General features: G+C 36.6%; 16 protein-coding genes and 1 pseudogene. 13 read left to right on the plus strand and 4 right to left on the minus strand.

The window, feature by feature from the left end; translation table 11 throughout:
• Positions 1–64 precede the first annotated feature (64 nt).
• From ACJ9PY_RS05020 to ACJ9PY_RS05035, 4 genes and pseudogenes are all read right to left on the minus strand, one after another.
• Entirely contained in the window at positions 65–256 is a 192-nt protein-coding gene (locus ACJ9PY_RS05020) for a hypothetical protein (RefSeq protein WP_101226107.1), read from the minus strand.
• A 92-nt stretch (positions 257–348) separates the two neighbouring features.
• On the minus strand, positions 349–1,296 hold the full coding sequence (locus tag ACJ9PY_RS05025) for an IS110 family transposase (protein WP_231892157.1): 948 nt from the start codon (positions 1,294–1,296) through the stop codon (positions 349–351).
• Positions 1,297–1,721: 425 nt separating this feature from the next.
• A complete protein-coding gene (locus ACJ9PY_RS05030) occupies positions 1,722–2,510 on the minus strand; it encodes a carbon-nitrogen family hydrolase (RefSeq protein WP_411739597.1) in 789 nt (262 codons plus the stop codon).
• A pseudogene (locus tag ACJ9PY_RS05035) lies at positions 2,507–3,778 on the minus strand (MFS transporter). The gene ACJ9PY_RS05030 and the pseudogene ACJ9PY_RS05035 overlap by 4 nt, the downstream one beginning before the upstream one ends.
• A gap of 338 nt (positions 3,779–4,116) precedes the next feature.
• Here ACJ9PY_RS05035 and ACJ9PY_RS05040 point away from each other — a divergent pair.
• The 13 genes from ACJ9PY_RS05040 to ACJ9PY_RS05100 all read left to right on the plus strand — a co-directional run bounded on the left by ACJ9PY_RS05040 (position 4,117) and on the right by ACJ9PY_RS05100 (position 21,430).
• Positions 4,117–4,863, plus strand: a complete 747-nt coding sequence (locus ACJ9PY_RS05040) for a polysaccharide deacetylase family protein (protein WP_411739598.1) — start codon at positions 4,117–4,119, stop codon at positions 4,861–4,863.
• Between the two features lie 691 nt (positions 4,864–5,554).
• A complete protein-coding gene (locus tag ACJ9PY_RS05045) occupies positions 5,555–6,910 on the plus strand; it encodes an APC family permease (protein ID WP_411739599.1) in 1,356 nt (451 codons plus the stop codon).
• 27 nt (positions 6,911–6,937) lie between these two features.
• A complete protein-coding gene (locus tag ACJ9PY_RS05050; protein ID WP_249596944.1) occupies positions 6,938–8,563 on the plus strand; it encodes an amidohydrolase in 1,626 nt (541 codons plus the stop codon).
• Positions 8,564–8,590: 27 nt separating this feature from the next.
• Entirely contained in the window at positions 8,591–9,490 is a 900-nt protein-coding gene (locus tag ACJ9PY_RS05055; protein ID WP_063577199.1) for a carbon-nitrogen hydrolase, read from the plus strand.
• A gap of 538 nt (positions 9,491–10,028) precedes the next feature.
• Positions 10,029–10,169 (plus strand): hypothetical protein, encoded by a 141-nt coding sequence (locus tag ACJ9PY_RS05060; protein WP_153246179.1) that lies wholly within the window; start codon positions 10,029–10,031, stop codon positions 10,167–10,169.
• 1,056 nt (positions 10,170–11,225) lie between these two features.
• Positions 11,226–12,530, plus strand: a complete 1,305-nt coding sequence (locus tag ACJ9PY_RS05065; RefSeq protein WP_057275692.1) for an MFS transporter — start codon at positions 11,226–11,228, stop codon at positions 12,528–12,530.
• 295 nt (positions 12,531–12,825) lie between these two features.
• Complete coding sequence (locus tag ACJ9PY_RS05070) at positions 12,826–13,743, plus strand: class II fructose-bisphosphate aldolase (protein ID WP_411739600.1); 918 nt, start codon at positions 12,826–12,828, stop codon at positions 13,741–13,743.
• Positions 13,744–13,891: 148 nt separating this feature from the next.
• On the plus strand, positions 13,892–14,422 hold the full coding sequence (tpx, locus tag ACJ9PY_RS05075) for a thiol peroxidase (protein ID WP_283930081.1): 531 nt from the start codon (positions 13,892–13,894) through the stop codon (positions 14,420–14,422).
• A gap of 561 nt (positions 14,423–14,983) precedes the next feature.
• Positions 14,984–15,649 (plus strand): GntR family transcriptional regulator, encoded by a 666-nt coding sequence (locus ACJ9PY_RS05080; protein ID WP_230134720.1) that lies wholly within the window; start codon positions 14,984–14,986, stop codon positions 15,647–15,649.
• 341 nt (positions 15,650–15,990) lie between these two features.
• Entirely contained in the window at positions 15,991–17,388 is a 1,398-nt protein-coding gene (locus ACJ9PY_RS05085) for an NCS1 family transporter (RefSeq protein ID WP_057275695.1), read from the plus strand.
• 132 nt (positions 17,389–17,520) lie between these two features.
• Positions 17,521–18,903 carry an allantoinase AllB gene (gene allB / locus ACJ9PY_RS05090; protein WP_411739601.1) on the plus strand — a complete coding sequence of 461 codons (1,383 nt, stop codon included), beginning with the start codon at positions 17,521–17,523 and terminating at the stop codon, positions 18,901–18,903.
• A gap of 165 nt (positions 18,904–19,068) precedes the next feature.
• On the plus strand, positions 19,069–19,824 hold the full coding sequence (locus tag ACJ9PY_RS05095) for an IclR family transcriptional regulator (RefSeq protein WP_034314964.1): 756 nt from the start codon (positions 19,069–19,071) through the stop codon (positions 19,822–19,824).
• Between the two features lie 781 nt (positions 19,825–20,605).
• Positions 20,606–21,430 carry a transketolase gene (locus tag ACJ9PY_RS05100; RefSeq protein WP_034314956.1) on the plus strand — a complete coding sequence of 275 codons (825 nt, stop codon included), beginning with the start codon at positions 20,606–20,608 and terminating at the stop codon, positions 21,428–21,430.
• Position 21,431 lies beyond the last annotated feature (1 nt).

A 21,431-nucleotide genomic window follows, 5' to 3' on the forward strand; every position in this document is an offset into this window, starting at 1 on the left:
TAAAATAAACCCTCCATATTCTCATTTTTTTGATGGGGGTAAATGTACTATGTTGTTATTTAAGTTATGCAGTTTGTTGTTCAGATGGAGCGATTGTATAGCCTTTCTTTTTTAGGTATTCGATCATTTTTAATTCTTTGTTATTTTGTTTTTCTTCAAGGTAATTTGAGCCTAGTTCATGATAAGGTTCTCCTGTTTTTAAGATGTTGTAAGTAATCGTTAATAGTAAATGGGCAGATGCGATTCGTCCCTTCATTTTCCCCTGTCGTTTAGTAATCCTTTTTCGATGTGAAGCAATTCGATTATTTTGCCTTGATGTTGCTAATACACATTCTACGGCCATTGTTTTTAAAGCTTTATTTCCTTGTGTGGTTTTACTCGTTTTTTTTTACCAGCACTTTCGTAATTTCCAGGACTCACACCAGCCCAAGAGGCAAGATGTTTAGCTGACTTAAATACGGACATATCAACACCCATCTCCGCAATAAAAGTGGCTGCGGCAGCTTTGTTCACACCAGGTATACCATCCAATAATTCTACTTCCTTACGATAGGGGGACAGGAGTTGATCGATTTGTTTTTCCAATTCTTCTATGGTTTGTTCTAAATAACCCATATGATCCCAATGGTAACGCAACATATCACGATGATGACGGCGAATACGACCATTAATTGCACTGGCAATGTCAGTTATACTTGCTTTTGTTCGCCAATCCACCATTTTTCGAAGACCATCGGTCTCTATTTTTTCACCATTTAGAATCGCTTCAAGGATACGACGTCCCGATAAACCAAAAATGTCTGATAGAACGGATGTTAGCTTGATATTAGCATCTTGAAGGATTTTGTGAATGCGATTCTGCTCTGATGTGCGATGATGAATCAATTTTTTTCGATAACGAGTAAGATCTCGTAAATCACGAATATCCTCTGGTGGGACAAAATTGTTTTCAATAAGTCCGCATCTTAGAAGCTTGGCAAGCCATTCGGCATCTTTCACATCAGTTTTACGCCCTGGAACATTTTTGACATGTCTGGCATTGGCAAGAACAAGGTGAAAAGAACCTTCGAGTATATTCCATATTGGTTTCCAGTAGACTCCGGTACTTTCCATCACAACATCGGATACCTGAAGGGTAGCGAGCCAATCACTTAAAGCCAAGAGTCCTGTTGTTGTAGTTGAAAAAGTTTCAATAGAGGTCTTTGGCTTTTTATCTAATGGACCAAATAATACACAGGCTACTACAGTTTCTTGGTGTACATCTAGGCCAGCACACCGTTCAATCATTGCTTCCATAGGAGAAATCACCTCAAAAAAGATTAACAATACATATGACAGGGGATTTGTTACAAAAATTTTTGTATACGTACTAGCAGTACACTAAATGGTTCTTCCATACTGTCACAACCAGTTTCTTATACAGGGTATCTTCCTTAAGATCCACCAAAAAAAGTTCAGCCTGGTTGTATTGTTATTTTCAATTATTGTCAAGGGGTTAATGGGTTAGACTCTATTTTGAATTTAGATTTTCGTAGTAGATGGTGGCGGCGGAGCGCCGCCATAGGAGTTTCTTATGGAACTAAACGGGCAGTTTAGTTGTATAAGAAATTATTTAAATATATCCTTATCTGAATTTTTCATGTTAAACTTATGCTTTGTTATACCAAAAGAATTAAACCTAAAAAGCTACTCCAGATTGTATCTCTGGAGTAGCTTCTACTTTATAACTTTCTATACTTTTCCGGTACTCTGGAATCGAATATGGGAACATCTTTCCTTATTTGAGGTACTTTTTCTAAATTTAAAGTTGCCTTTAATTCACCAACTTCTTGATCTAATTTTTGAACAATGTCTCCCCATGGATCTACAATTTGTGAGCAACCTGCGAATTCCACTCCTAACTTTGTTCCCGTTACATTTGATGCAACAACATACATTTGGTTCTCAATTGCGCGCGCACGAAGTAACGTATTCCAATGTGTCTCCCTTGCGAGTGGCCATTCTGCTACGATATGTAACACTTGAATACCTTGTAATGCTAAGTCACGAATAATTTCAGGGAATCGTAAATCATAACAAATAATAATCCCCATTTTCACACCTTCAAGTTCAAATACTTCCACTTGATTATGACCGCCTGTTAAAAACTTGGGTTCATCTAACATCGGAACAAGGTGCATCTTGTCATATGTATGAACAATCTCACCCATTCGATTTACAATAACTGCACGATTAAAGATATCTTGTCCTTCTAGTACGGCAATCGAGCCACCCACCAAGTTTACAGTAAACTTCTTAGCCAGTGATTGTAAAAATTCAATTGATTGATTACCATCCACTTTGCAGATTTCTTTCAATTCTTCTAACGCATAACCCGTAGACCACATTTCAGGAAGTACTACAACGTCCAAATCATCACTGTAGTTAGCTTCTAACCAGCGTTCAATGATTTTCCTATTCTCTTCTGGATTCCCAACTTCTAATTCCATTTGAAATACCAAATAATTCACATTATTCCCTCCTCAATATTATTTAGTAATGAAGTATCTGGTTTTACAAACAACCATAATATAGCTGCAATAAACACAGGGTTTACAGTTACTCCCAGTGTGATATTCCATCCGAAATTTTCTGCTAACCATCCACATAATAACGGTGATACAAATGCGCCTAGATTTCCCCATAAGTTCATCCAACCTGAAACGGAACCTGAAAAGTTTCTGCCTAAGTCTGTAGCAGAAGCCCATGAACACACTACTGTGAATCCTAGTGAACCTAAGCATAATGATAACCATAAAACATTCATATAGGGTGAAATTGTCATAACAGCAAAGTACATTGAAATAATAAATACTATTAAACCTGATATGACTAAAGAGGATCTAGATATTTGTTTTGAAAAAACTTTACGTACTAAGTAGTCAGAAAGGATACCACCAGTCATTACAGTTATCAGTATTGCTAACCAAGGTAGGCTTGCAGCAAATCCCATTTTACTTAATGAGAATCCTCTATCTTCCAGTAGATAGGTAGGTAACCAAACTAAAAAGAAAGTAATAATATATAAAACAACAAAATATTGCAATCCTAACGCCCAAAATCTATATCTTTTCAGAAAAGTATTTCATAGTGCTCTATCTTTGGCAGTATCAACAATTTCTCTGTCTTCAAGTATATATTCTTTTTCTTGATTATTCACTAATTTGTGAATTTCAGGATAGTCTCGGGCTAAAACGTACCATACACCCGCAATGATTATTCCGATTAATCCAAAAATATAAAATACAGCTTGCCAACCAAAATATTGATATATATAAACCGTAACGATTGGGGCTATAACTGGTCCAACATATGAACCTGCCAATAAAGCACTAGATGCTCTGGCCTTTTCATCTCTTCTAAACCAGTTTGTATTAAATGTGGCGTTAGCTGGAAACATCTGGCCTTCACCTATTCCAAATAAGAATCTCACCATATACATTAGGCCGTGAGATTTAACTACAGCCGTCAATCCTGTAAATACTGACCACCATACTAGAGCAAAAGTGATCATTTTTCTTGGACCAAACTTCTCTGCCATAAGCCCTGCTGGAATTTGAACTAACGGGTAACCTAATGAGAATAATGATGCAAGCATACCAAACTAAACTTTATCTAAGCCTAAATCATCCATCATTGGTTTTGCTATTATTGAAATATTTGACCTATCCATGTAAGCGATTATACCGATTGTGAAGAAAAAGAATGCTAGTCCCCATCTAACTTTTGTAGGAACTATGCGCTTGATTAAAGTAGAAGTACCCGACACTGAGAACCGGATAGAAGAAATAAAAGAAGAGATAAATAAAGTTATCCAAAGTGAAGAATTAGATTCCTACAAAATTGAAATCGATAAAATTAACTTGAATTAGGGAACAAGAATTTTCTTATAGAGCTAATGTAGCATTTAGTCCGATTCCTTAGTGTTTTAAGAAATTTGTTTTTCATTTGGGATTATCAAAGTCACCATTGATCAATGGGAGATAGAATCAAATATGGGAGAAATCATAATAGAACTATGCTTTTGAGGCACCATAAAATGAAAAGAAATAAAAAGGATGCAAAGCGAGGAATTTTATGAAAAAGGTTGTAATGTTTTTCTTATGTCTTCTTATCTTAATTCTTCCATCACAAGTTTTTGCTCAACGAAAAGTACCTATTTTAATTTATCACTCGATTGACGATTTTACTGGGCAGGGTTCTAAGGAGCTATATGTAACTCCTGATAATTTCCAGAAACAAATGATTTATTTAAAAGACCATGGCTACACATTATTAACTTTTGATCGTTGGCAAGACATTTATAAAGAAAATAAACCCATTTTCATTACCTTTGATGACGGATACAAAAACAATCTGAATGCATTTGCTATCTTTCAAAAACTTGAAAACGAACGTTTTAAACCAAGTGGTACCATTTTTGTTATTTCTGACTTTATCGGTCGTTCAAACCGATTATCGAAATCGGATTTAAAAATGATGGCTGATTCGGGTATAATCTCAATCCAGTCTCATACGGCTACACATCCTGATTTGACGGAAATAAAAAATTATGAATATGAACTGAAAGGGTCCAAAGATAAAATTCAAAAAATAACAGGCAAACCAGTTAATGCTCTTGCGTATCCATACGGAAATTTCAATGACAAAGTCGTAGAAGAAACGAAGAAATATTATTTGTTTGGACTTACGACAACTCCTGAACTATTTTCTGAGAAGGGCATTAAAGACGAACTTTATCTTTTACCACGAATTTATATCAAGTATTCAACTACTCTTGATGACTTTGCAAAGATAGTTGAAGGCGGTTCCTATACCAGGTAATCGCTTTTTCTTTTGGAACCAAGGGAAAAGTACTTAATATTGTATATAAGTAAATGGGTACGGAAAAGGAAAACATCAATTATAACTCAAAAGTTAAAGGGATTGAAGTTCTTTAAAAACAATGGAGTTGATGAATACCACCTTCGTGTGTCACCAAGTAACAAGCAAGCAATAGTTTTTTTTAAAAAAGCAATGCTAGAACTTAAATCTGAGTTAGGTGTGAAAGTAATTAGAATGAAAGGTACAATTTAACTTTTAAATGACTTTATTGTTGCTGACTTTGATAAGTTAAACACCGTCCGTTAATAGGACGGTGTTATGTGTGCATTTTGATTCCTTCATCAACTTTTTCCCTGAATCCTTAATGCAGCGAGGGCATTAGTAAAATAATAAACGGCCCAGCTAATTTTTTTTCCTTAATATATGACCTAATGAATAGAATTTCTTACATATACGATAGTGAGCGCCGAGGACGGCTAGCTGAAGAAGAAAAGTATTGAATAATGGGTTGCCATATCCCGTCACAGGACGACTGATTATGCAATATTTAATAATTGATGTAGAATTGCATAAACCTTTTAATTAATCAAATAATCTGTATATTGCAATTGTTGGGAAAATGACATTAATACCCACTTGGTATGGTATTTGCATATAAATTAATTAATCACGAATAAGGGTGGAGTGATACATGGAGAATGCAAAATTAAGACGTTCGTTAACAGTATTTCCCTTAGTGCTATTTGGATTGGCTTATATGGCACCTACAACAGTTTTTTCAACTTATGGGGTTGTTGCGGAAATAACGAAAGGGATGGTGCCGGCTGCTTATATCATAGCTTTGGTAGGTATGTTGTTTACAGCCTATAGTTATGGTCAAATGGTCAAGGCCTACCCTGTTGCCGGTTCTGCTTATACATTTACTCAAAAGGCCCTTAATCCTCACCTTGGATTCTTAGTGGGATGGGTCATCCTATTGGACTATTTATTTTTGCCAATGATCAATGGATTATTGATCGCCATTTACTTAAACGCGTATTTTCCATCCGTTCCCTTTTCCGTCTGGTTAATTGCCTTTGTCATTTTAATCACCGCTGTAAATATAATTGGAGTGAAAATAGCAACAAAAATAAATCTATTATTAGTTGCCTTTCAATTCTTAATAATCGTTATATTTACATTCCTCTCGATTAAAGGGTTACTGTACGGAATGGGTTCAGGAACATTATTCATGAGTTCTCCATTCGTGAATGGCGATATACCGCTATCTTTAGTATTGGCAGGATCCTCCATTTTATGTTTATCTTTTTTAGGATTTGACGCTGTTACCACATTTTCGGAGGAGACCATTAATCCGAAAAAAATGATACCAAAGGCCATTTTTCTCGTCGCATTAATAGGAGGAGGTCTGTTTGTCGCCATCTCATACATCAGTCACCTTGTTTACCCGAATTTCCAAGCCTTTAAAGATCCAGATTCCGCTTCCTTGGAAATTGCCATGTACATCGGGGGGCATTTATTTCAATCTATTTTTCTAGCAGGATACATTACCGGGGGGCTGGCTTCCGGTTTATCAGCTCATGCAAGTGTTTCGCGGCTTTTGTATGCGATGGGGAGAGATGGAGTTCTTCCAAAGAAAATATTTGGTCATATTCATCCGAAATTTCAAACTCCAACATACAACATCATCTTGGTGGGTATTTTTGCTTTATCTGCTTTATTTGTTGATTTAGTGACAGCCTCATCCTTTATTAACTTTGGGGCGCTTGTTGCATTTACTTTTGTAAATCTTTCGGTTATCTCCCATTATTTTATTAGAGAAAAACAGCGAAAAGGAATTAATGCACTTAAATATCTAATACTTCCAATTATTGGTACGAGTTTCACAATTTGGTTATGGACCAGTCTTGATTCAAAGGCACTTTTACTCGGACTAGGATGGTTCGGAATTGGTGTCATCATGCTGCTTTCAAATACGAAAATGTTTAGTAAGCGGCCGCCAGAGCTTTCTATTGATAGTGCGATTGAAAAAGAAATTCAAGCATAAAAGCTTTATGCATCAAGGAGGATAATAATGGTAAATGCAGATATCATTCTTTCTGGTCAACATGTTTTTACTGGATTACAAGATGAGCCTATACAGGCAGCTATCGCTATTAAAGATAATAAAATGATTAAAATCGGTTCTAAAGAAGATATAATGTCATTCCTTGGAGATCAAACAAAGGTGTATGACTTCGAAGAAGGGCTGATCATTCCGGGATTTCATGATTTTCATATGCACATTATGATGGGAAGCATTTTACAGAAGGATAGTGCCAAATTATTTGATGCAGCTTCAGAAGAAGATGCAGCCAAAATAGTAGCCGAATTTGCAGAAACGAGACCAAATGATGAGTGGATATTCGGTGTTGGCTGGGATCATACCAATTGGAAGAATAAAGTGCTGCCGCATAGAACGACACTGGATAAATATATTTGTGATCGTCCCGTTTTATTATTCAATGCGGAAGTGCATTACGCATGGATCAATAGTAAAGCGATGGAAATGATCCAATTAACGAAGGATACCCCAAATCCGGAATATGGGGAAATTGGAAAAGATGAAAATGGGGAACTGACAGGCCTTCTATTTGAACAGGCAATTGGATATGCATCAGAACATGCATACAAATTACCGAAAGAAAAACGTGTAAGCCTATTCCAAGATTTTCTTAATGAAACAAAAAGGTTGGGAATCACATCCGTAAATGATTTATACGGAGCTAAAATTGCTCCGAATCCATTAGACGACCTTGAAATTTTTAAGGAATTTGAGAGAGAAGGGTTACTAACAACCAGAATTCACTTTTCGCCGGAGTTAAAAATGGATGTAGCTGCCGCCAAGGAATTACAAAAAAATTATCAGTCAGACAAGCTTACCTTTTCTGGATTAAAACAATTTATAGATGGTGTCGTGACTAGTCATACTGCTTTTTTATTGGATCATTACAAAGACCGTCCTGAAACAAAAGGCGGGACCACTTTTCCAGCTGAAACAATTAAACAATTAGTAAAAAAGGCAGATAAGGAAAAATTTCAAATTCGTTTCCATGCTATTGGCAACGGTGCTGTCCGCTTAGCATTGGATGCATTTGAAGAAGCGAGAAACGTAAATGGGGAAAGAGACGCCAGACATGTCATTGAACATGTGGAGGTATTGCATCCAGACGATGTTCATCGCTTTAAGGAATTAAATGTAATCGCCTCATTTCAACCTAAACATATTGAATTAATGGAAAGTGAGGCATATACGGCCAGAATCAGTGAAAAACAACAACCACTCTATTATCCTATCAAAACACTCATGGATACTGGTGCAAAAATTGCCTTTGGTACAGATTTTCCTGTAGTGCCCTTAAATCCCATGATGGGCATTTATCAGGCAATCACGAGAAAAGATTTAACCGGGAAGGCATGGCAAGAGTCGGAAGGAGTAACATTAGCAGAAGCGTTAAAGTATTACACGGCTACACCGGCATTCGGGTCTTTCAGAGAAAAGGAATTAGGCACATTGGAAGCAGGGAAGATAGCGGATATCGCAGTATTAAATAAAAATTTATTTAGCATATCAACAGAGGAAATTCTTGAAACAGAAGTAAAGATGACGATCATGGATGGAAAGATCGTATATGAAAACCAGGTCGTCACAACCGTATAAGATAAAAAATGATAAGGTAGTGAGAAAATGTCAAAAGTGAAAGTTGGGCTTATTCAAATTCATTGCGGGGAATTCATTGCGGAAAATATTCAAAAAACGATAGGGAAAATAAAAGAAACAGTAAATAAAGGCGCACAAATCGTTTGCTTGCAGGAATTATTTTCTTCGCAATATTTTCCGCAAACGGTTAGTGTGAAAAATTATGATTTAGCAGAAGATGTAGATAGCGGTACATTGGCCGCAATGGGTGAATTGGCTAAGGAATTGGCCATTGTCTTGATTGTCCCTTTTTACGAAAGAGCAGGTGCTGGTATTTATTTTAATAGTGCAGCTGTATTTGATGCTGATGGGGAATGTTTAGGGATTACAAGAAAAAATCATATTCCGGATGGTCCCCAGTATCATGAAAAATATTATTTCGTTCCAGGCAATACTGGATATCCTGTCTATGAAACGGCTTATGGAAAAATAGGAGTCGGGATTTGCTGGGATGAGTGGTATCCAGAAGTTGCCCGAATTTTGAGCTTACAAGGTGCAGAAATATTATTCTATCCTTCTGCTATTGGTTCAGAGCCAGATCATCCCGAGATATCAACAAGATCATCCTGGGAAAAGGCAATTTCCGCTCATGGCATTTCTAATGGTGTATTCGTTGCTGCGACAAATCGAGTGGGCCAGGAAAAGGACATGAATTTTTACGGCGGTACATTCATTAGCGATACATTCGGGAATATTTTAGCTTCACTTGATGAGGAAGAAGGAATTATTGTCCAAGAAATTGATTTAAAAGAAATAGAAGAGACCAGAAAAATTCTGCAATTCTTTAGAGACCGTCGTGTCGATACATACGGTCCTATATTACAAAAAGAAATACTCCCGACCCCATCCCCTTCAAAAAAGGGAACAAACAAAGCGCTGTTTAGTTGATATGTAAGAAATAGCAGGCCGGAGTACCTGCTCAGACTGTAGGCAAACCTGATAATCATCGAGTTTGCCGAAATCAATTCATTTTCCACTCTAGACACTCGTTTTCCGCGGGCGGTCCGGGAGCCTTCTAGGCACGGCGCCTGTGGAGTCTCCCTTGGAGAGGCTAAATTTTAGGCGAAGCTATTAGTGGCAGAACTAAATACACTGTGCTTGCAGCAGTTACAAATAATGACTGACTGCATTGCTTGGATAATCTATCGTTGAAATGATAAAAACCAATTTTCCTATATGGAGAGTTGGTTTTTTACGTTATTCATCGGTCGTTAATGTAACAGGCATTCTATTTCTTGCTTTATGATCGGAGCTGTCGCTAAGGCGGCTTTTTCTTATAAGACGGTTAGCTAAGAACAATATGGGAAATACTAAGAGAATGAAATTCTTACCGAATTTTCAGAAAAATACATTGACGGGAAAACAAGGTTGTTATATATTATTAATAAGTTAAATTTATTGTTATATAACAGAAGGAGGAATCTAGATGATGAACATTTATGACAAAGCTTATGAAAGTTATTTAAAGATTTGTGAAAGGTATGAAATCGAGTCGATAAACATTGACCATTTCATCAAAAATTTAACTAAAGATCAGTTGGATGAATACAGTAAATTAGCCGTTTAAACGAAAGGACGTGATTGCAAAGATGGACCTCCCGGTTGATGTAGATGTAGAAGCCAGTTAGAAACCCCACCAGTTGCTATGGGAACCAGGTGGGGTTTTGTCATATGTTTTAAGAGCTTATTTTTAATAGGATAACTCGGCATGTTGCATAGATGTTGCTGGCGATTTATACCAACGATGGCCCTCTTTATTTGTTGTTGAGCACTTTAATAGCTCGCCCGATGACAAAGGTAACTATCAATATGTTCATCGTATTCATAGTCATGTTTGCGAAAGAACCTTCTATTGTTCGAGGACGTGTATAGGGTAAAGCCAGTATTATTGTAATTGCTGGTGTTTTATTAGTTCATCTGATCTTATAAAATCAAAGCAATAAAATATCAATTACTATTACATTACTAGTAAAAGAGAAAGGCTGTGTCATAAACTTTAGGGGGGAAGGATGTAAAATTCAGAATTTTCTTGAAAGTGGTTCATGCACATGTTAGAATTCATTTCAGGTAAGAATATTATAAATAAGATGATTTTGATTTTTTGTTGAAACTATGTTTCCTAATAAGCAACGATAACTGATAATGAAGGGACTAAAGAATCTATCTAGGAAATAAAGTCTATGGCGACGCCTTCTTGCCTAGTACTTTAAAACAAAAAATCAGTACAATGATTGTTATACAGTTCGACATAACTAATCATTCTTTTTATACAAAATTTTTTGGTTATAGAAAGGAACAGTGTTGCTTATTAGGAAACCGGAAGTGTTGATTAAACATCTTCAGTTTTAATATTCTTCAAATCTATTTATAAGGGGGGAGAAAGATGATTTGAAGTGCTTCATTGGACGGGAAATAATAGGTAATAAAATTAGTTTACAGCACCGGTAAAAAGTTATGGCGATGTATGTTAATGATTTATTTTGTGGAATGGAAGAAATGTAAGCGCTTGTATAAAGGTTATCAGTTGGTAATGTACCGTGTTTTTACTGTAACACCGTAACTAGTTTAGAAAAGGCACAACTTTACATGATGGAAATGAAATCATTCAGGAGGTTTTTGTTTAATGAACAAACAACTGCAGCTGAAAAAGAAATCTAAATGGAAAGTTCGTTATACTGTCTTATTCGTATTATGGTTATGTTGGCTGTTTTCTTTCCTGGACCGAATGGTAATCACTATTGCATTGCCATATATTGGTGAAGATCTTAATCTTACGGCAACAGCTCAAGGGTTACTGTTAAGTATTTTCTTTGCGGGGTATGCACTGTTCCAAATTCCAGGCGGGATGTTATCAGATAAATTTGGCTTTCGTCGTGTGATGAGCATTGCGATTGTTTGGTGGTCAATTTTCACATCATTGACTGGTTTTATTTTTTCTTATCCACTTATGTTACTTATTCGATTCGTTTTCGGTTTAGGTGAGGCATGTTTACCAGGTGCTGCTTATAAAGGAATAGCTAACTACTTTCCCAGTAAACAACGAGGAACAGCTACTGGAATTCAGTCAACAGTTAATACTTTAGGACCGGCTATTGCTGCTATTGCTGCTGCAGCAATTATTGGGGCATTTGGATGGCGTACCGTTTTTATCGTAATGGGTATTCCGGGCATTATACTCGGTCTGTATATCTGGTTTAAATTCAAAGATAATCCGAAAGATCATCCTAAAATGACGAAAGAAGAGCTTGCAGAATTAGAGGAAGACATTGAGAATGAAAAATCGAATGAAGAAAAAAACTCAGGAGTTTCCTTTAAGGAACTATTTAAAAAACCGATTTTATGGCAAATGGCGTTCATTTGGTTCTTCTTTGATATTACTTTCTGGGGCTTCACTTCTTGGCTTCCATCTTATCTGATAAATGTTAGGGGGCTTTCTTTAATGGATACTGGCATTTTCAGTGCCTTACCGTATTTAGTAGGTACAGTCTCCATTATTCTTGGTGGGTACTTGTCAGATAAAGTAAAAGGAAAGAGGAAATGGGTGTTTATCCCTAATGCTGTAATTAGTGGGCTGGCATTATTATTAATGCTTCAATCTACTTCCACTGCAGTGGTCATTACGTATCAATGTGTTGCTGCATTCTTCATGTTCTTAGCTCAAGGAGCATTCTGGGGACTGGTTGTTGACACGCTTCCTGCGAAAATAATGGCTGCAGGTTCATCTACTGTTAACTGTTTCGGATCGATTGCAGGATTTATCTCCCCGTTATTAATGGGTTATATGATTGAAAGCAGCGGTGGTTCTTACAATTCAACTTTCATATTAATGATTGCAGCCATCATTGTAGCAGCAATTATTGCCCTTACGATTGGCAATAATACCGAAAAAGAAAATTCATTAAAGTCAGGAACAATAGTGGAAGCCTAATTTGAATTGCTAATTTAGTAAGTAAATGGATTCATTTATCTTTGTTGAGAATGTTTTTTTACGTGGTAATAGCATTATATTTAGAAAACCCTTGTTGAAAAGAGGCTGTCAGATGCCGAATCCTGTACATTGAAATACAGACGCTTTTTTTCAGATAGTGGGTAAGAAAGAGGGGGAAATGTTGGATTTTCAGAAAAGTATTTAAAATCAAAAGGGAACACTGTTGCTTATTAGGTAACTTAAAGGGCGTGAATGAACGAAATAAGTTAAATCATCTTTAAGGGAGTTTGAATGAATGAAAGTAAATATAAAACCAAACAATGTTAGTTCATTAACAAAGGTACTTGCAGTAGCTACGCAAAATCAATTTGCTGTCGGTTCGTTTACCCCTAGAGCTACAAAGATGGTAGCTCCTATACTTAGAGCGGCCCAAGAAAAGAAATCTGCGGTTATTGTTCAAACTTCTGAGAGGGAGCAGGAACGATATGGAATTAATTTAGCGGAATTTAGCCGAGAGTTTTATCGTGTGATCCAAGAGGAGAATATTACGATCCCTGCTGTGTTACATTTAGACCATACGAAGGATTTCAATGTAATTGCAGAAGCCATCGAAGTTGGTTTTACATCCGTTATGATTGATGCATCAGAGCAACCATTCAATAAAAATATTGAGATAACAAAAAAGGTTGTTGAGTATGCACATTCAAAAGGCGTAACTGTAGAAGCTGAATTAGGCAAGATAGGGACAACCGACTTTATTGAAACCGACGTTGATGAAGAGCTATTTACAGAGCCTGAAGAAGCAAAACAGTTTGTTGAAGAGACCTGTATTGATGCATTAGCGATTTCTATCGGAACTTCACATGGGGTTTATCTCGTTAAAGATCCAAAAATTGATATTGATCGATTAATGGAAATTCGTGCATTAACATCTGTACCTTTAGTGTTACATGGCGGTTCAGGCACTCCTTCAGAGATGATAAAGAATGCAATTCAAATTCCTAATGGTGGAATCAGTAAAGTGAATATTGCAACAGATTTAGAACATATGATGATAAAAACTCTTAATCGAGAAATTCATGTTACAGAAAAAGAGTGGTCGGAACTACCGACTGAAACATTGACTTTAGTCCAAAACGCAGTTCAGAACGTAGTAAAAGAAAAAATTGAAAACTTTTTAATAAGTAGTGATAGTGCTTCTTACTATGATTAAGGAGTAATATGATACGAACCTTTGAACAGTACCCCATATATTAGATACATGCATAAACCCTTTAACCACATAATTTATGGCTATACTACTTATCGTTGAAGATAACTTTTTTTAGAAGAATTGCTAAGGTAATAGGAGGAAAAATAATATGTCTATAGAAAGATCAAGTATAGTAACATTTGCTGGAAATCCAGTTACGTTGATTGGGAGTGAAATTCGTGTTGGGGATAAAGCGCCAAATTTTGAAGTGTTAGCAAACGATCTCTCAAAAGTTACACTTGAAGATTCAAAAGGGAAAGTCCGCCTAATCTCATGTGTTCCCTCTCTTGATACAGGAGTATGCGACGCACAAACACGGCAATTTAACCAATCAGCTAGCAATCTAGGAAATGATGTAGAAGTGTTAACAATTAGTGTAGATCTTCCATTTGCACAAAAAAGATGGTGTGGAGCAGCAGGAATAGAAGAAGTCCAAACCCTTTCAGATCATTTTAAGATGTCATTTGGAACAGCTTATGGCACATATATAAAGGAACATCGTTTAGAATGCCGTGCAGTATTCGTTGTAGATGAAAATGATATCGTACAGTATGTTGAATACGTTCCGGAAATTACGGAACATCCGAACTATGAAGCAGCTATAAAAGCAATTAAATCATTTATAAAAGTTAAAAAGTGATATAAGTAAGGAATATACACCATGTTTAAAGATCCTAAGAAGTAAAATGTTACTGCATTAAAATCTTTTTTCTCAGTAGATAGGCTGCCTTTCAAAAGGTCAGCCTTCTTCTCCTATATGGTTATTAATAATGGGGTGGTGAGGTGCAAAAGTTGTTATTACCTTAAAGAAATAGTCTTAAGTAGAAAAATTGCATCCTGCTATAATAGTATTTATTTTATGTAAATAAGGAGATAAAAATATTCTGAATTTTGAATTTTTTTGTTGAAAAACTAAATTAGTGGTGATAGTATAAAAAATGTGAAATATAGAATAAAATGTTATATTTTACTCACTTATTGAAACGATGTTGCTTATTGAGGGACAGGAAGGGCAGCTAGATCTTTTGAGATTTGGCAATGTTCTTTGAAAACAGACAGATTGAAGCAACTTAAACAACTTAATTTAAATGATCAATCATATAAAATTTAGTACAATAATCCAGTTCAAATTTTTTTACCCAGTATTGTATACAATACTGCATTCAATTTTGAATTCTTCATTGAGGGGAGGTATAAAGTGTTGAATAGTTTAGAAATGGATATCTATAAAAAAATCAAGCAAGCTATTATCCAGCAAAAGCTTCGGCCAAATATGCAACTCATAGAAAAGGATCTTGCTGAATCGTTTGGCGTAAGCCGTACCCCTGTTCGAAATGTTCTGCGCAGATTGGAATATGAAAAATTAGTGAAAATTAAAGAGCATAAAGGTACCTTTGTCTCCTGTTCAACAATTGAAGAAGCAAAAGAAGTATTTGAAATGAGGAGAATCTTAGAAGGGGAAGCAGTGCGAAGAGCATGCAGACTCTATAATGAGGAACAATTAAAAGAACTAGAGACTCTGGTAGAAGAAGAACGACATATTTATGGTAGTCTGGATTTTTATGAATCTTTAAAAGTCTCTGGGGATTTTCATTTGAAAATAGCTGAAATCGCAGGGAATTCGTATTTTTATCAATATCTGGAAGACTTGATTTCCCTAACTTATGTGATTATAGCAATCTATGGAAGAGGTAAAATGGAAACATGTGGTTCTCACGATCATTTGCAAATTTTTAATGCCATTAAGCAAAGGGATGGTGATCTTGCAGAACGCTTATCTCTCATTCATCTTAGTGAAATTGAGTCGAATCTTCATTTTAATGAGGAATTACAGATTTCTTCTTCCTTGTCAGATATATTTCTTTAATTGTAATTTGATATACAGTTAATGAAAGCGTTTACCATTAGAGTTTTTAAGGAGGTGATACAGCCCTTCGAAAGCATTTTCAGATTTAAAGTGTTGTCATGTGTTTTTTTTTTTGCAAATTCAAAGAAACTACGTTGCTTAATACGCGACAATACATCGAGTGATGGAAAATAGTACTTTTAACAAAACAAATTCGTATTTTAATTCCTGTGAATGATGACGGAAAAGACCACTTAGAAGGAAGTTTGTAACATATCATAGCCTTGGCAAACATCTAAGACCTAACTTGTTAACCAATGCATTAAAATGCGGCAAACAATAAAAAAGGGGTTGGATGTATTATGTCTACAAATTTAGAAAGTTACGTTCCACAAGAAACGCAGATCCAACATGATACGGGTGTGGATGAATCACTTAATCCGAAAACCGAGGAAGGTAGGACGGTAAGTCCGGTAGACTATATTTTCATGTGGGTTGGTGACGGTGTTAATCTAGGTAATATGACGCTTGGAGCCAGTATGATTGTAGCGGGAATCGCTACGTTAAACATCTTTCAGACATTTGCCGCAGCTATCATGGCAATTGGTATCATTTCAACTGTTTTTGCTTTAAATGATAGGCTCGGATACAGAACGGGTATCCCATATGTTGTACAGCTTAGAATGTCCTTTGGCCTGAAAGGTTCCGTAATATCATCACTGATGCGCGGTATTCCCGCCATCGTTTGGTACGGTTTTCAAAGTTGGATTGGCGGTACTGCCTTGAATGAAATTGCGAAGATTATGACGGGGGGAGCCTTTGATAATGTTGCCATTTGCTTTGTCGTGCTGCAGTTAGTGCAAATTGGACTTTCGCTGTATGGATTCCATGCCATTAAATGGGTGGAAACGCTTGCGTCTATTGTTATTGTACTTGCGCTTCTCTATGTATTTGGCGTTCTACTAACCTCCTATAGCGATGTTATTGCAGAAAAATGGGTTCATGCAGAAGGATCATGGGGCTTACCTTTCTTTGCATTGATCATGATGTTTATGGGGAATTATGCGGCTATCTTTTTAAGTGCAGCGGACTATTCAAGAGAGCTAAAAACCGGTATTAGCGACAAAAAACGCGGGTTTTTGTACTTTCTTCCTATTTTAACAGCGTACGGCTTGACACTTACAATCGGTGGAATGCTTGCTTCCGCAACCGGCATCAACAATCCTGTCAAAGCATTTGCGGTCGTGGTGGATAACTCGTATATTACCCTCTTTGTATCCGCATTTATTGTTTTGGGTGCGGTGGCAGTAAACATGGTTGCCAATATCATTCCGCCAACCTATGTTATTACATTGCTTACAAAAATGAAATATAAACCTGCAGTTACCATAACCGGACTGCTTGCATTTTGTTCATTCCCTTGGGTTCTTGTGCAGGATTCTTCGGCAAAGGGTCTTGGAATCTTCATTCTTATATATTCGGCATTTTTAGGACCGATTGTTTCTATATTATTAGTCGAATATTATATATTAAGAAAGCAGAAGGTGAATGTTGCAGATTTGTATAAGGAAGACGGTCCATTTGCCGGGTATAATCCAGCAGCGGTGCTTGCATTGCTAATCGGCGCCGGTGCAGCCTGTTTGAAAGTGGAGCTGGCATGGATTATCGGCGTTGTTGTGGGAGGCAGTGCATATTTGCTTTTGATGAAATTTGCATTTAAAGATTCAAAATTCAAAAAGGGTACAATTTTTGAAAAGTAGACTTGTATTTCTATGTTTCCGGGGGCTATTCTCTCTGTCTATTTATAATGGATTGATGCAATCTGAGGAGGAAATGAACAAGGCAATTGAACAATGTCAATATACTGAAAATTGCAAAAAGGGGTTGGGAGAATGAAGTTTGATTTAGTTATAAAGAACGGAAATGTAGTAATTGAAAATACAGTGGAACAACTAGATATCGGTATACTTCATGGTAAGATTGCAGAAATTTCAATAGAAATAACCGGAGAATCTGCTGAAATCATAGATGCTGCTCATCAATATGTCATGCCTGGGATGATAGATGCCCATGTCCATATTTGCGAGCCAGGCAGAACGGAGTGGGAAGGGTTTGTAACAGGAACTCAAGCACTGGCTGCAGGAGGAACAACATCATTTGTAGATATGCCATTAAACGCTTTGCCGGCAACGACTACAAAGAGTTCACTGCATTTAAAATTAAGATCTGCTGAAAATAAGGCGTATGTTGATTATGCTTTGTATGGTGGATTAGTTCCTGATAATCTCCAAGATTTAGAGGACCTTTCTAACGAAGGCGTTGTGGCTTTCAAATGTTTTATGGCAACATGTGGCAGTGAGGAAATTGGAGATTTTAAAAATGTTGATGATTTTACTTTATATCAAGGTATGAAAAAACTATCGGAATTGGGGCATATTTTATCTATACATGCTGAGAATGCAGAGCTTACCGATAAACTGGCAATTGAAAAGAAAAAACAAGGGAAGACAACAGCAAGGGATTATGTAGAGTCCCGCCCCATTTTTACTGAGGTTGATGCTGTAAAACGTGCTTTGTTATTGGGGAAAGAGACTGGATGCAAATTGCATTTTGTTCATATTAGCAGTGAAGAGGCTATTGAAGAAATCCTTAAAGCACGTAAACTAGGCCAAGAGGTTACGATAGAATCGTGTCCTCACTATTTCACGTTGGATATGGAAACCTTTGAAAGGATAGGACCTGTTGCGAAATGCGCCCCGCCGCTTCGTACTAAAGCAGAACAAGATAAATTATGGGAAGCTCTTAAGGAAGGGAAAATTGATATCCTGGCCTCAGACCATTCCCCATGTCCTCCAGAAATGAAGCAGAGCAACACGAATAATATGTTTGATGTGTGGGGAGGGATTAGTGGCTGCCAAAATAATGTTGATTTAATGTTTGACGAGGCTGTTAAGAAACGTGGTGTTTCTGTAAGTGATTTCTCAAAGATGATTGCGACTAAACCTGCAGAAATATTTAACTTAAGAAATAAAGGAAGCATTAAAGTTTCCTATGACGCTGATATCATTCTTCTTGATCCAAATAAATCATACACCATTCAGCCAGAAGATTTGTATTACCGTCATCAACAAAGCCCTTATGTTGGAAGAAAGATTAACTGTCGAGTGACGAAAACGTTTGTAAGAGGACAACTAGTATTTGATTTTGAGAAAGGGATTGTAAGTCATCCAATTGGGAAGTTCATTTCGGCAAAAAATAGTTTCGTACAAGCATAAAGTTATGTAAAGAAGGTTGACCCAAAAGGGCACTTTAGTTGCCCTTAATGGCGTCATACCTTCTTTTTTGGTTTATTTTTTGACTGGTATTATGTCTGGGTATTGCTCTTGTGGTAAGATAAAGACAGGATCAGTAATATAGGATTTAATCGGAGGTTAATATAAATGGTTAAGTCAGTAGATAGGGCATTAACAATTATTTCATTAGTGAGCAAGCGTAAAGAAGGGATTGGGGTTACTGAGCTGGCCTCCAACCTAGATTTAAATAAAAGCTCTATATTCAGACTATTAAGTACTCTTGTAGATCATGGATTCATCGAACAAAATCCTGAAACTAAAAAATATAGATTAGGCTATAAATATTTAGAATTAAGTTCGATGCTGCTTGAATCTATTGACTTGAGAACTCAAGCTAAACCATTTCTGGAAGAGTTAGAATCACATATTAATGAAGTGATCCACTTGACCGTATATGATCAAGGAGAGGTAGTCTATATTGAAAAACTTGAGGGAAGTGAAACCCTTAGAACACATTCACAAGTAGGGAGACGTGCCCCAATGCATTGTACGGCAGTTGGGAAGGTAATCTTGGCCCATCTGCCATTAAATGAGATCGTAGATATAATTGACAAGCATGGTTTACCAAAACATACTGAACAAACGATTACCGATAAAGAATCCTTTTTTAAAGAATTGGGAAAAATAAGGAATGAAGGTATTGGTAGGGAAATTGAAGAAAATGAACAAGGAATCACCTGTATTGCAGCGCCAATTTTTGATAATCGTAAGAAAATAACAGCTGCTGTTAGTATATCAGGACCAAGCATCCGAATGACTGAAGAAAGATTAACTGAAATTAAACCAATTATAATGGATATTGGTAAAAAGATTTCCAAGAGGCTTGGTTACACGGATAATTAAATAATGTGAAAAAGAATTGGTATAATGCCAATTCTTTTTTTGTGAACAAAAGGGGTTCGGGATTTTTCCTTCCTTATCAAATTTATCAGGTGGAAAAGGCTTCTTTCCATGGTTTGTCCAATCCTTGATTTAATTCATTTGAAGGCATCCTACCTCTTAATACAAACCTTTCACCAAGTCATAAATGAAAGTGAAATCAATGGCAGCCTCCATTTTACGACTAATGGTTCGGTGGCACCAGTTGATCTAAATAATCATTTCAAGTTGATCTCGCTGAATGGAATCATGTTTGGAAAGCATCCTCATCACCTCAAGTATTAATACTTCTATTTTAAAACAAATATGACTCTAGGCAAAAGTGTTCTATCTAAAAGGTAAGACAAAGTTGATTGGAGCGGGTGTACGAGACTCCTGCTTAGAAAAGCGCGTCTAGGGGAGACCCCGCAGGCGAAAGCCGAGGGCCGACCGCCCGCGGAAAGCGAGTGCCCGGAGAGGAGAACGTTCAAATTGTCTACAGTCTGAAAGAATGTATAAGACCAATTCTTTTTTTGTGGAAGTTTATTGAATCAAGTTTATCTTTGAATAGGAACTTTGGTGTTTTGCCCTGCGAAAATTTTTATAAAAAATTTAATGGTAAAATACTTGAAATATTCAAAAAACGATGATAATATCAAAATAAGAAACAAGGTTAGTTAATAAGCAACAGATTACTTATTTTTATTTTTTTAATCATTTAATGAAACGACGTTGCTTATTGTGCGACTAAAAGGAGGAGTAAATAGTGGATTTTTCTAAAGAGAAAGGCGAATTTTATAATAATCTAACGAAAACGATTCGCCGGCACATAGTTAAAATGACGAACCATGCTGGAAGTGGTCATCCTGGTGGTTCTTTATCGGCAACTGAATTAATGTCCGTCCTATTTTTTGAACACATGAATGTTGATCCTGACAACCCAGATTGGCAAGACCGAGATTGTTTCTTCTTATCTAAGGGGCATTGTACACCTGTATTTTATTCAGTATTAGCTGAAAAAGGTTTCTTCCCGGTCGAAGAATTAATGACATTTAGGGATGTTGACGGTAGGTTACATGGACATCCATGTGGAGAGCATATTCCAGGTGTAGACATATCTTCAGGATCACTTGGTCAAGGATTATCGGTAGCTAATGGCGTTGGATTAATTGCAAAACTGGATGGCAGCAATAGAAGATCCTATTGCATGATAGGTGATGGAGAATTACAAGAAGGTCAAGTTTGGGAAGCGGCAATGACAACAGCACATTACAATCTAGATAACGTTTGTGCGATTATCGACTGGAACAAAATTCAACTTGATGATTTTGTTGAAAATGTAAAAGGTGTAAAAAATCTTGGTGATAAATTTAGAGCTTTCGGTTGGCACGTTGTTGAAATTGATGGTCATGATATTCATGCAGTTAATGAAGCGTATAAAGAAGCTAAACGCACTAAAGGCAGACCTACTGCAATTCTAGCTCATACGGTTAAAGGCAAGGGAGTTTCATTTATGGAAGATACCCATGATTGGCATGGAATGGCTCCGAATGATGAGCAATTAGAAATCGCTTTAAAGGAGTTGGCTTAAG

It is taken from the genome of Peribacillus sp. S4 (assembly GCF_046715815.1).
GTDB classification, from domain to species: Bacteria; Bacillota; Bacilli; order Bacillales; family DSM-1321; genus Peribacillus; species Peribacillus frigoritolerans.